7 protein-coding genes and 1 pseudogene are annotated in these 12906 nt (G+C 55.8%); 3 read left to right on the top strand and 5 right to left on the bottom strand.

Annotated elements, in window-relative coordinates:
• A pseudogene (locus tag ACIQ2T_RS08105) lies at positions 1-188 on the top strand (DSD1 family PLP-dependent enzyme); the annotation flags it as partial.
• 340 nt (positions 189-528) lie between these two features.
• On the opposite strand, the gene ACIQ2T_RS08100 reads toward ACIQ2T_RS08105, so the two are convergent.
• The 5 genes from ACIQ2T_RS08100 to ACIQ2T_RS08080 form a co-directional block, all read right to left on the bottom strand.
• Positions 529-2673, bottom strand: a complete 2145-nt coding sequence (locus ACIQ2T_RS08100) for a M20/M25/M40 family metallo-hydrolase (protein ID WP_397590370.1) — start codon at positions 2671-2673, stop codon at positions 529-531.
• Between the two features lie 53 nt (positions 2674-2726).
• Positions 2727-3707, bottom strand: a complete 981-nt coding sequence (locus ACIQ2T_RS08095) for a M14 family metallopeptidase (RefSeq protein ID WP_315477920.1) — start codon at positions 3705-3707, stop codon at positions 2727-2729.
• Positions 3708-3921: 214 nt separating this feature from the next.
• Positions 3922-6966 (bottom strand): TonB-dependent receptor domain-containing protein, encoded by a 3045-nt coding sequence (locus tag ACIQ2T_RS08090; RefSeq protein ID WP_397590369.1) that lies wholly within the window; start codon positions 6964-6966, stop codon positions 3922-3924.
• A complete protein-coding gene (locus ACIQ2T_RS08085) occupies positions 6966-7931 on the bottom strand; it encodes an alpha/beta hydrolase (RefSeq protein WP_397590368.1) in 966 nt (321 codons plus the stop codon). Before ACIQ2T_RS08085 ends, ACIQ2T_RS08090 begins: the two co-directional genes overlap by 1 nt.
• Positions 7928-9313, bottom strand: coding sequence for a dicarboxylate/amino acid:cation symporter (locus ACIQ2T_RS08080; protein ID WP_397590367.1), 1386 nt, complete (start codon positions 9311-9313; stop codon positions 7928-7930). Before ACIQ2T_RS08080 ends, ACIQ2T_RS08085 begins: the two co-directional genes overlap by 4 nt.
• A gap of 358 nt (positions 9314-9671) precedes the next feature.
• On the opposite strand from ACIQ2T_RS08080, the gene ACIQ2T_RS08075 reads away from it, so the two are divergent.
• Both ACIQ2T_RS08075 and ACIQ2T_RS08070 read left to right on the top strand, forming a co-directional pair.
• Complete coding sequence (locus ACIQ2T_RS08075) at positions 9672-11366, top strand: ATP-binding protein (RefSeq protein WP_397590366.1); 1695 nt, start codon at positions 9672-9674, stop codon at positions 11364-11366.
• On the top strand, positions 11363-12712 hold the full coding sequence (locus ACIQ2T_RS08070; RefSeq protein WP_397590365.1) for a sigma-54-dependent transcriptional regulator: 1350 nt from the start codon (positions 11363-11365) through the stop codon (positions 12710-12712). The genes ACIQ2T_RS08075 and ACIQ2T_RS08070 overlap by 4 nt, the downstream gene beginning before the upstream one ends.
• Positions 12713-12906 lie beyond the last annotated feature (194 nt).

Here is a 12906-nt window from a genome sequence, read left to right as displayed (position 1 = left end):
AAGAGCACGGCATTGTAACGCTTCGTCCGGGGTCAAGGAGTGTGCTTCCGGACCTTGCCATTGGCGACCGCGTTCGCATCTTGCCCAATCACGCCTGTGCAACAGGAGCGCAGCATCGGAGCTACCATGTCGTTCACGGCAAGTCTGATATGGTAACAGATGAATGGTTACGTTTGGGGGGGTGGTAGAATGAACGTTAGTTATTGGATGTTTCAACTGCACACGGATGCAGTGCCAATCGCATAAACCGGCCATGCCCCATCCAAGGCCGACTTAAACACTGAATTTCCATGATTTTTGCGTGGGCGTTCCAATCAGAACGCTGAAAAAAATGAAAACAGTCAGGCCAGCTTTGCGCCTACTTGTCAACATTCACGGCCAAATAAGAAGTGCCCAATAAAAGACAAATGCCTTTCGCTCTCTATTTGCCGGTCCCGCTCTCCGCTGACCGGGTGCCGGTACCGAGCCGCCATAGTCCGCACTGGCATGGCTTGGGCGCCTTGGCGGTTCTTTTTAGGCGTTTATTACCTATCTTGCATCGCCAATATCATTGCTGACCCCAGCCTCAAGGAGACTAATGAGTAATGCTGCTTGCGGCCCAAGATGCGGGTCCTTTGCAATCCAGTATTCTTCATTAGAATGCGATCGCTCGCTGATGCCGCCACGGCTAATGGTTATGCTGGGAATGCCCAGCGACATGGGCAGATTTGCATCGGTGGATGAGGCGTTTCGGCTAGGTTCGACGCCCAAAGAAGAAAGAGCCGCTTCAGCATTGGAGACCAACGGGGCGGCGGCCGCATTTGTGCCTGCCGGGCGCTTTCCAAGATCCTTGATCTGGACTGCCAACAGCCCCCCTTGTTTCTTACCAGCATTCTCGCTGGCAAGCGTTGCACCAATTGCCGATCGCAGGATCGCATCTAGAGCAGCCAGACGGTTGGCGTCCGACGATCGCAGATCGATTTCGAACGCGCTGTCGGTTGGTATGACGTTGATGCCAAGGCCACCTTCCAACAATGCAACCGAGTAGGTTGCCTTTGAACCGAAGGCTGTAACGGGTTCGGCGCGGTCGAGAAAACGGGCAATTGCCCGCGCCGTGGCGTGGTGCGGATTGACGGTCCCAAATGCACCATAGCTGTGGCCGCCGGGACCAGTAAATATCACCCGATAGCGGTTTGACCCAACTGCTGTGTCGATTAGCCGTCCCATCTCTCCGCCATCAATCGCAATCACGCTGCCAATCCCGTGGTCGGGCTGCGCAAAGATATGGCGCATGCCGCGTAAGTCGCCGGTGCCTTCCTCGCCGACTGTCCCGACCAGCAGGATGTCCCGTTCGGTGTTAATGCCATGCCGTTCCAGAGCACGTGCAACCAATAAAAGCGATATCAGACCGCGTGAATTGTCGCCAATGCCCGGGGCCGTAAAACGGTCACCGTCCCGTTTTACCGTCACGTCCACGTCTTTGGCAAAAACGGTATCGAGATGGGCAGCCAGCATGAAGGCAGGACCTGCGCCAGTGCCTTTGCGCCGTGCGATTACATTCCCAACTGCGTCAATTCGAACGTCGAGCCCACCGATTTCACGCAACATGCGAGCAAAAGCCAGCCCGCGCTTTTCCTCTAAGAACGGGGGGGCAGGTATTTCGGTTAGTTCAACGAGCCGCTGGATTGCCCAATCGCTCTCAAGCTCAACTATCGTGGCCATTGCCGCTGTGACGTCCTTGCGTGACCGTAACTCTTCAAGAGCGGCAGCTGCCTTAACTGCGACCTGCGACGATGGTGCGCTGGCAGTTGCGCCTAAAAGGTGGGAGATGGCGAACGGAGCCATGCGGCCATTGTCGTGCCCGACGTCCGGTGCGTAAGCGATCTTCCAGTTGAGCGGCGTTGCGTGACCTGCCTGCTTCCGTGCAGCAGTCAGGAAACCATGCCCCCTATCGAAACGCGTTTGGCCCTGCTTATCTGCTTCTTCGTTTATGCGCAGGTTGGGATCGTTGCGATCAATATCTTCGGTGCCCAGCAGGATGGTCAGCGGCCGCTGAAACGCCTTTGCAGGCGCGACCAGTCCTGCCCCATCTCCGCCCCAGCCATATGGGAAAGCGCCATTGTCGGGCATCGTATACCATCCAGAATTCGCGGCAACTGCAGCTTCCATACGGGGCGCATCGGCAAAGGCGACATAGCGATGAACGAACTGCCCACCGGCAGAATGACCATAAAGCGCATAGCCCCGTTGATCACCAGACACGCGGCAAACGATGTTGTCGAATAAAGGCTCGATCGCGGAGAAGGACCATTTCGCCTTCGGTGTTTTTCGGCCCTTCTCATCGACTATGTTACCAAGATTGTAAGAACCGGTGGTGGGAAAATCCTTTCTGCCAAACGTCGGAACGACCACGATAAGATTGTGTTTTTCAGCGAGATCGCGCCATTCATCGCGATAACGGTCGCCGTCACGTTGCACGCCATGCATGACGAAAACGATACGGCTATCGGCCCCAGCGGTTTGCGGCTTGTGCACGAAGACAGGCAGTTTAGGCCCTGACCAGCCGGAAAAAACAATCTGCGACGATCCGGCCGAAAGCGGTGCGCAGTCTTTTGCCATAACTGGCGCGGCCGCGAACGATGCCCCAAGGAACGAAAGGACCGCTGCTGCGCGATAGGTGATGGTAAGGCTCATTAAAAAAATCTCCGGATCGAACTGAGCAGCGCCCCTGCACATATGCGGGTGCATCACTCTTTAAGCGGCATAACCAGAGATGGTATCAAATTTTGAGCTAACGCCTCCGCTGCAGCACGCACCGCTGCCGGGTCGGAGTTGTCTCCGACCTCGTAGGTATAGGCCGGAATACCATATTTCGCGCTGAACCAATTCTTTGTCGTGCCCGAGCCGGGATTGGCATCGCGTGGCTCAATCTTGAACGGATATCCTGCAAAGGCGTTCTCCTTGCCCCCGAGCCACGCAGCAAGGAACGCCTTGCCTTGCGCATTTGCCTCATCACCCTGCACGTAAAAAAGGTTGCGGTTGGTGGAGTGGAAATCGAGCATCAAAACCGGCCTGACTTGTGGCGGTAACGAGGCCAGCCAATCATTTACCGCGCGCGTTTCCGGCTGCTTGAACGTTCCCCAGTCGCGGTTGAGGTCCGTCCCCCCTAGATTACCCCGCCAGTGCCCCCTCGCGACTCCATCGGGATTGAGTAACGGCACAACCAGAAACTGAAATTCTTTGCCGTTTATGGACCCGTTACGGACCAATTCTGCAATCTTAAGTGAAAACGCGTCCATTGCGAAGGCACCCGACACTTCAGGTGGATGCTGCCTGCCAAGCAGCACCACAAGGCGCGGAGCGTCGGTAGAGCCCAAACGAACGGCTTCGATGGGTCGACCATCATGTGATTGACCAATTACAATCCGGCTGCCGCCGCCGCTTTCCGTAAGCTGACTAAGTACATTGTCGTAATGGGCACTCGTCAAAAGCGGCTGGCCACTGATGACACCTTCGCCCGGCGGGAGTGTAATTGATACCGAACTGGCGTCGTTGGCAACCACGACGGAAATCGCCGCAGGGTCGCCACGTCCTCGCCATTTTGGTGCATAACGGTGACGTGCGCCAAGGTAACGCACATGCACCGTCAGATTCCCGCCTTCCGCCGCGCTGTAGCGAAAGGCATACCATGGGCTGGGGTTAATTGGCGGTAGGTGTTCGGGTGTCACTAAAATTGAGAGCGTCCGTTCACTCTCCACATAACAGACAGAGCGGGACGCGCCCTCAAAATCGAATTTAACGCTAACTTTCGCTGTATGGCAACCAGACAGGATAGGTTGGGAACCAGATAACGCTGGGGTGGCGGGTGGCTGCGCCTGTGCAACCGACCCGATCCCAATCCATGCGGCGAGCAATAACCAAGTTCCTGCTCGCCGCATCACATCAAAACTTTTCGCGAAGTTCGAAATGGAAGACCCGCCCGCGCGCTGTGTAAAGCTCACTGTAGAAACCATAGGTTTCGTCAGCAAGCGGCGGGGCCTTATCAAACAGGTTGTTGATCGCAAATCGAAACCGGGTTCCGTCAAGACCGGCATCATTTTTGATCGTGTAAGAAACCGAAAGGTTGGTAAGGAACTGGTCGTTGACCCGGTAGAAGTTGGCATTTGGATCATCTGAAACCAACAATATGTCCCGGACAACACTGGTGTCCCATACCTTGCCAGTATATTGGCCAAACAGGCCGATCTCAACTGGACCGGTTTCCCAATTGATCGATCCGCTGACGCGCCATTTGGGACGGCCGTCGATTTCGAGCAATTCACCCAGCCCGCCAACCGTGACGTCAGCTGGTAGTTTACCGGAAGCAATTCCAGCGAGCAGTTCCTCACCGTCAGCACTCGCGCTCTGGACGAAGCTGTTTAGCCGTGCCGCGTTCAAGCGAAGGCGGAACTTGCCTGCCCCGAAATCGGGCACATTGTAAGCCATCCCGAAGTCCCAGCCCTTGGATACGCGGCTATCAAGGTTAAGGTACGGATCCAGCACCTGAACAATCTTGCCCGCCGGGGCAAGGCCAGTACCGGTGAACAACGCTATTTCATCGACGGTCGGGGCAGCACGGATAACATTTGGATTGGTGCTGCCACCGAGACGGCGGAGCAAATCAAGCGCAATTGCGTTGTCGTCGCCGAACGTACCAACCAACTCGGCTTGCTTTACCCGCCAATAGTCGGCGGTCAGTGTCAGGCCGGGAATAAACTTCGGCTCAAGCACGATACCCAGGTTTATGCTTTCACTATCTTCGGGCTTCAGGCTTCGAGCGCCCGACCGGAAGCTGATGACACCGGCACCGGGGCAGGCGTCAAGGCTGGATAGGAGGCCTTTTCGGACCTGTGCCTGGCAAACCACGAAATCATCGCGTGTATTGGACCGGGTGGTACCGTCATCATTGACCTGCGCCAGATTTGGCGCACGGAAACCTTGCGACCATGCACCCCGGAATGTGACGCCTGGAATGGTGGTCCATGATGCGGCTACGCGCGGGACCGCCGCGGTTGCGTCAATATCTTCGAACCGCTCGACCCGTCCGGCCATCTGCACATTGAATTCTTCGACCAGCGGAATATTCATGTCTGCGCTGACGACAGGCACGAACAATTCGGCGAAGGCTGAATAAACTGTACGCGACCCATCTGTGTCGGGTGACGGGCTGGTTCCCGCAACGTCGCTGCCGTTGAACACGCCAGTCACGCTGTCGGTAAATGTAATTGTGCCGTCGAGACGGGGGTCACGATCATCGAAAAAGGTCTCACGACGCCATTCGATACCTGTTGCAACTCCAACGTTGCCGCCGGGGAGTACGATTAGGTCGTCACGGCTGACCTTGAAGTCTGCCAGTGCGAGGCTGGTGCCGCCCTTGCGGGACACGTCGATACGGAAAGTGTCGAACACAGCCGTCGGATTTGGCGTACAATCTCCTTGACCAGGATCGTCCACGCAGCCGCCGTTGAACGGATTGTAGGCATCGGACGTCGTCCGGTTGATCGATTGCTGCATCGCGGTGAGCGACACGCGGTTGGTTTCAAGATCGGTGAGCTTCGATTCGGAATAGACGAACCCGGTGTCAAAATCCCACGCGCCGAAATTGCCGCGCAAACCTGCGACGAGACGGTAAGCATCCTTATCAACCAAAACGCTGCGGTTGCCTCCATCGACAAAGCGATAGCGCTCCATAATCACATCAGCGCCGGTTGTCGGAATGGTCGTGCCAGGCAGACGATTTGGGTTGACCCCGCCGCCAACAAGCGTGGTTGGGCCAAACGGGTTCCAGTAGGCATTACGCGAAATGCCGACAGGCACGGCGCTCAAGATGGCCGATGCATCGTTAAATCGCTGATTTTCCGAACGATAATAGCTACCTTCGAAATACGCTTCGACACTGTCCGTCAATTCGTAGTTCAGCAGCGCCATCGCATTATAGCGGTCCTTGCGGCTAATCAGCGAGTTGCCGAATATGGTGTTATAACGCACCGCCGTGGTTGGCGTTTCTCCGTTACGCGCACAAATGCCGTTGCGGAAATCCATGCGGCAACCGGTGAATGTGCTTGGCTGCAAATAGAAGTCGTCGTCGTTTATCGGTGTCCGGCTGTTGGGTGACGTCTGAATATCGAATTGACCGAACGGCCCGAAAGTGTTGCGGTTGTTGAAAGAGGCCTCTCCTTCAAAATCGGTTCCGACGAGCAATCGCGTGCGATCATCGTCGCGCGAATAGTCACGGCCCAACGAACCCAAGCCGTTTTCATGGAAACGGCCGCCATACACGGTCAAATTGCCCCGTCCGCCGCCGAAATCAAAGCCCAATCCGCCGCTGACGGAATAGCTATACAGGCTGGTTCCATCCGACGCGCGCCAGTCGCCTTCAAGGAAACCGCCCTTCAAATTGCCCTTGAGCACGGTGTTGATCACGCCTGCGACGGCATCGGCTCCATAGATGGCCGAAGCACCGTCGCGCAGGACTTCAATCCGGCGAACGCTGCCGGGTGCAATCTCGTTCGTGTCGGGACTGACTACGGGTACCAGCAACTCGGTCTGAAAACCGGGGTGCAGGTTCATCCGGCGGCCGTTGATTAGTAGCAATGTATTTCCTGTGCCCAAATCGCGCAGGTTCACCGACCCGACATCCCCGCGGACGTTGTTCTGGGTGGTGGCGTTTTGTTCGTTGAACGCGATGCTTCCATTCTGCGGAAGTGAACGGAACAATTCGTCGCCTGACGATGCGCCGGTATTCTCAATCTGCTGCTCGTCAAGAACGGTGACAGGAAGAACATCGTTGATCTGCGCGCCTTGAATCCGTGAGCCGGTTACGACGATTGATGCTTCGGCCTCCTCGGTCGCTACGGTCGCCGCATCTTGCGCATACGCCATATTTGCGGTCATCAACGCAGTTGTGCTGAACAACGCCAGCTTACCTATTATCTTGGTCCCCATCATTATTCTCCCTGCTTGTTTTGTATTATTTTTCTTGAATCAAACCACTTTATGAACATTTCTGGCCATTGGCTCAAGACCTGTTCCGGACGGCCAAGACCCCAGCCATGGCCGCCGTCGCGAAACATATGCAACTCTGCTGACGCACCGGCAGCGTTGAGCTTTTCAAACAGCATGATGCCATGCCCCGGCGGAGCAGTTTTATCGTCCGCTGATGCAAAGATTATTGTCGGCGGAGCATCAGCGCTGGCATAAGTGTCGAGCGACCAGGCATTCTCTGCTTCTGCGCTGGGTGTTTCGCCAATTATTTCACGCCGGGTGCGCGTTGTATCATAGGGCTTCCGGAGAGACACGACTGGGAACAGCAGTACCGAGAAATCAGGTCTGGCGCTGACTTTCTCATATTTGTCCGACCCGGCATAAAGCTGTCGTTGCGGCTGCAGTGCAGTAAACCCAGCGAGGTGCCCGCCTGCAGAAAAACCCATAATGCCGATTTGCTTTGGATCGATGCCGAACTCTGGTGCTCTTGTGCGCACGATCCGCATTGCCCGTTGCGCATCCATGAACGGTACGGAAGCATCCCAGCCATCGTTCGGCAGGCGGTAAAGCAATTCGAACACTGTAAAACCGCGCGCTTGCAGCCAAAGGGCAATCGGCGTGCTTTCCTTCCTCAACTGAATACGGAAATACCCGCCGCCGCCGCACACGACAACAGCCGCTCCGTTTGTCTTTTCCGGTCGATAGACGCGCATACGGGGCACCGAGATATTTGACAGTGCACCCAATCCTGCGCCCGCTTCGCCGACCTTTTCCGGACCCGTCACCCCACCCTGGCCGGGCGGCTTGCCGGGCCACAACAGAATTTCTTCGCGCTCTTCAGCAAACGCAGGCATGATGCTGCCCAATTGTAGGGCGCCAACAGCCGACAGCGCGGCAAGGTTTTGTAGCAAGGTGCGTCGCGCGATCATGACGGCTTGCCCAATGCCTCTGCCAATGCTTCGCTGCGCGGTCCGCTGCGTTCATGTCGTTCTAGATCTTCTTCGGGCAACGGCATTGGTGTACCAGCCATCGCGGCCGCCAAACGCTCGGTATCAAGCGCGCCTTCCCATCGCGCGACGACAATCGTTGCCACGGCGTTTCCGATGAAGTTAGTCAGCGCGCGGCATTCGCTCATGAACCGATCAATACCCAGTATCAGCGCCATGCCTGCGACCGGTACAGACGGCACGACCGATAGCGTTGTCGCAAGAATTACAAACCCTGCACCCGTAACACCCGCCGCCCCTTTTGAGCTGATCATGGCAACCAGTACCAACGCAAATTGCTCGGACAGCGACAAATCAATGCCCACGGCCTGCGCAATGAACAGCGCCGCCAAGGTCATATAGATATTGGTGCCGTCGAGATTAAATGAATAGCCCGTTGGAACTACAAGGCCGACCACTGATTTCCGCGCACCGGCGATTTCCAGTTTCTCCATTAAACTGGGGAGCGCTGCTTCCGACGACGACGTACCAAGTACCAACAGCAGTTCCTCGCGCAGGTAACGGATCATCTTGAAGATGGAGAAGCCTGCAAAATAGGCGACGGCGCCAAGCACGACGATCACGAAGAACAGCGACGTAAGATAGAAGGTGGCTACCAATGCGGCGAGGTTGGCTAACGATTTTATGCCAAATTCACCAATGGTAAACGCAATCGCTCCGAATGCGCCGATCGGAGCCAGTTTCATCAGCATGTGAACGAGTTTGAAGACCACCGCGTTAAACGAGACGATGACGTCAAACACAAGGTCGCTGTGCGGGCGGGTGGCAGAAAGCGCCAACCCTGTCAAAATTGCGACGAGAAGTACCTGTAATATGTTGCCATCGGTCATCGCGCTGAACAAAGTTTCGGGAATTATGTTCAGCAGAAAGCCAGCTATCGTTTGGCCTTCGGATGTTTTTGCGTAACCCTGAACTTTGCTGGCATCGAGGGTAGCTGGATCAATATTAAGGCCTGCACCGGGCTGCACAATATTGCCAACAACAAGACCGATGATCAGCGCAAGAGTGGAGAAAAACAGGAAATAGGCGAATGCCTTTCCCGCGACGCGCCCAACAGTTGACAGGTTCCGCATTCCTGCGATGCCAGTGGCGACGGTGAGAAAAATGACCGGCGCGATGATCATCTTCACCAGCTTGATGAAGCCGTCACCCAGCGGCTTTAATGCCGACCCAACGTCAGGATAAAGATGCCCTAAAAGCGCACCTAGGAAGATGGCAGCTAACACCTGGACATATAGTTGACGATAGAACGATAGCTTAACTGGCTTGTCATTTCCACCGATGGTCGGCGTTATCGCCTGCATTAATTCTTCCCCTCTTCCGGACTTGGGTGCCCGGTTCCGTGTCAGGATAAGGCGCACCCATCCACTTGCAACCAATAATGCCAATTTGATGTAACATAATAAAAACAGATACATAACGTTATTTGATATGAAATAATTCTGATATTCCAGACAAAATTCTTGCTATAAATGCGGATTTCCGGACATAGTCTGCGAATGAGATTTGTCGTCAGACACTCCGAGGGCGGGGCCCGACGTGGATGACTTTACGTAATTATGAAGGGCTGCACCCGTTGCCATTTCTCCCAGACTTGCCAATGCAGTTATCGATTTTCGCTCCATGGGACGTGCTGCCTTTGTGTCGGGCGATAGACAATTTATGAATCTGACCGGCAAGACGCCTTCACCATCGCAGCCTGGCCGCCGATACCTCGCTGGCATAACCGCGATAGGAATCCTCCTGCTTGCCGCGTTGGGTTTGCTAGCGATCGATCGAACCATGAAGGCTTCGGCAATTGATGAAGCAGAAAATGCGGCCGACAACGAAGCGGCAATCCTTGCAGCCGGGTTGGAAAGTGAGTTGGACAAATTCAGTCTGGTCCCGCTGGTGTTGGCACGCGACCCCCAGGTTCAATCGCTGATGGTAGGCGACCGTGCGCAGCAAAACGGACTCAACCAGCGCCTTGAACAAATTGCCAAACAGTCAGGTGCTGCGGTTATCTACCTGATGAACCGCGACGGCATGACGCTGGCAGCAAGCAATTGGAACCGACCAGACAGTTTTGTCGGTTCGGCCTATAGCTTCCGACGCTACTTTGTGAATGCGAAGGCTTCAGGCGTAGCAACCGAGTTTGCGCTCGGCACGGTCAGTCGCCGACCAGGCCTGTATATCGCCCGTCGAGTCGATGCCGCTTCTGGCACGGTTGGGGTGGTGGCAATCAAGGTAGAGTTCAACCCGCTCGAAGCCAGCTGGGCCAAGGCCACGTCCGGGGTATATGTAACAGATGCTGATGGCGTGATCCTGGTCACTAGCAATCCGGCTTGGCGTTTTAATACTACAAAGCCGATTGCACCCGGAAAACGCGATGCACAGCAGGACCTGCGCCAATTTGGTAAGGCGAAGCTGCCGCGCTTCGACCCCCGAAGGAGCAGCGCGTCGACGCTCACCCCTGCCGTGATTGAAAGCCTCCAACAAGTTCCATCGCTTAATTGGAACCTGCATTTGCTGTCGGATACTTCAACTTCGCTGGCGGCAGCAAAAGCGAACGGCCGTTTGCTGTTTCTTCTGTTGCTGGTGCTCACCGCTGCCATCGCCGCGCTTGCAGTCTTCGGCGTTCGCAGACGTGAAGCCCGCGCAGAAGCCCTTGTCAACGAACGGACGGGGCGTTTGCGCGAACAGCTTCAACAGGCGAACCGGCTTGCGACGCTTGGACAGATTACAGCCGGTGTCGGACATGAAATTCGCCAGCCGGTTGCCGCTATTCGGATACTCGCGGAGACCGGCGAACGGCTGGGCGAACGCGGAGTCCATGCCGAGGCCATCCCCAACTTTGCTAGAATAACCGCCCTGGCCGACAGAATCGGCACCATAACCGACGAACTGCGCCGATTCAGCCGCCGGGGCCAACGTGAACCTCGCGATGTCCCCTTGCGCCAAGTGATCGATGGTGCACTATTGCTGCTGCGGGACCGGGTGACGCAACTTGATATTGAACTTTCCTTGCCACCGGAGGCTGCCCTCGACCTGATAGTTCGGGGTGAGCATGTTGCGCTCGAGCAGGTGCTCATCAACCTTTTGCAGAACGCCTTCGATGCAACTGGGCAAGAGGGTCGGGTTTACATCGACATTATAGAAACGGGCAAGTTTCGAAAACTATCAGTCACCGATAACGGTTGCGGTTTGACAGCGGATCAACGCGCCAGCCTCTTCCAGCCGTTCGTTACGACCAAGCCTGAAGGGCTGGGCCTAGGTCTCGTAATTTCACAAGACATCATGCGTGGGCTTGACGGAGATTTAATAGAAGAACCAGTGGCAGACGGCACGCGCTTCACAATGTTGATCCCTGGCGCATGACTGAACGCAACCCTATCAACGTCGTTCTGGTCGAAGACGACGACGCCCTCGGTCCGGCTGTCGCGCAAGCGTTACAATTGGAAGGCATCGAGGTTGCGTTGTTTAGCGATGCGGTCAGCGCGCTGCGTGCATTACCGAACGACTTTCCCGGTGTTGTGGTGAGCGACGTGCGCCTACCTGGGATGGATGGTCTCGCGCTGTTTGCGCAACTGCAGGAACAGGATCCCGATCTGCCAATAATCATCACCACCGGCCACGGCGACGTGGAAATGGCAGTAGCAGTGATGAAGGGCGGCGCTGCGGATTTCCTTACCAAGCCATATTCGTCGGCTGCACTGATACGTGCTATCACTGTTGCTGCAGAAAGACGCCGGCTCGTGTTGGAAAACCGAAGGCTTCGCAATGCCCTAAAGCAGCAGGCGCAAAACGGGTTTATCGGACCATCGGAATTCGCCGTGCGGCTGCGCGCCATGCTCTCGGCTGTTGCCCAGACCGAGGTCGATGTCGTAGTTGAGGGAGAGGCCGGTACCGGCAAGACGTTCGTAGCAAGATTGATCCATGAACTTGGCCCTCGCCACAGTCGCCCGTTCGTTACCGTCGATGCAGGAACGCTCACACATGAGGACGTCGATCTGTTGCTGTTCGGACGGGAACCGGCCCGTGGCGGCCTGTCGCGAACCGGGCTAATCGAGCGCGCTAACGGCGGGACATTATTATTAGACGAAATCGAAACTGCCAGTCCATCCTTGCAAGCCCGGCTGCTGTCGGTCCTAGGCACTCGTTCGATTTTGCCTGCCGGAGCCGAGCGTTCGCGTAAGCTGAACCTGTCGGTCGTGATCACCCGGCAGTTGTGCACCCAGTCTGATCATCCCGACACCGACAGAAGCATGTTCCATGAACGGCTCAGCGCGGTCAGGCTGATGATGGCTCCTTTAGCGAACCGGCGTGAAGACATAGCCCCTCTGTTTCAGTATTTTCTTACCCGGCAGGAAACCGGGCTCGGGTTGTCGCATCGCGAGGTCACCGGCGATGTCTGGCAACATTTGCAGACCCATGAGTGGACGGGCAACGTTCGCGAACTCGAAGCATTTGCACAATCGTGGGCGATTGGTCTCAACCTGCCAAACGAGAAGGCGCCGCTTGCAACGGATGGCCGCCCGCTCCACCTGATGGTTGCAGAGTTCGAACGAACTGTAATTGAGAATGCGTTACAGGCTGTTGAAGGGAACATCCAACTTCTCGAACAAACACTGGGCACACCCCGCAAAACGCTTTACGACAAGTTGAATCGCTACGGATTGCGGCCCAAAGATTTCCGCCTAGCAGCGGAGGCACACAAGAACTGACAGGGGTTGAAAATGCTATAGATCGGTAATTTGCAGATCAAGGCTATCCTTAACGTAGGCGACGGTAATCTAGGATCAGGACCTATTAAAGGGATTCCCACCGCGGTATTTTTGTGATTCAATGGCGACACTGAAGGAGGTGGTGCTGATGAGTGAGTTGTTGATGTTGAGCAGGGCGCAGATGCGCCGGATAG

Origin of the sequence: Sphingorhabdus sp., from assembly GCF_044357595.1 — a bacterium.
GTDB lineage: Bacteria > Pseudomonadota > Alphaproteobacteria > Sphingomonadales > Sphingomonadaceae > Sphingorhabdus_B.
Note: the sequence above shows the minus strand (reverse complement) of the source record. Positions and strands in the feature narration are given on the sequence as shown.

What these genes read in the sequence shown, in the direction of transcription:
- ACIQ2T_RS08100 (WP_397590370.1), bottom strand. Translation starts at nt 2,673, where the DNA reads ATGAGCCTTACCATCACCTATCGCGCAGCAGCGGTCCTTTCGTTCCTT.
- ACIQ2T_RS08070 (WP_397590365.1), top strand. Translation starts at nt 11,363, where the DNA reads ATGACTGAACGCAACCCTATCAACGTCGTTCTGGTCGAAGACGACGAC.
- ACIQ2T_RS08085 (WP_397590368.1), bottom strand. Translation starts at nt 7,931, where the DNA reads ATGATCGCGCGACGCACCTTGCTACAAAACCTTGCCGCGCTGTCGGCT.
- ACIQ2T_RS08075 (WP_397590366.1), top strand. Translation starts at nt 9,672, where the DNA reads ATGAATCTGACCGGCAAGACGCCTTCACCATCGCAGCCTGGCCGCCGA.
- ACIQ2T_RS08090 (WP_397590369.1), bottom strand. Translation starts at nt 6,966, where the DNA reads ATGATGGGGACCAAGATAATAGGTAAGCTGGCGTTGTTCAGCACAACT.
- ACIQ2T_RS08080 (WP_397590367.1), bottom strand. Translation starts at nt 9,313, where the DNA reads ATGCAGGCGATAACGCCGACCATCGGTGGAAATGACAAGCCAGTTAAG.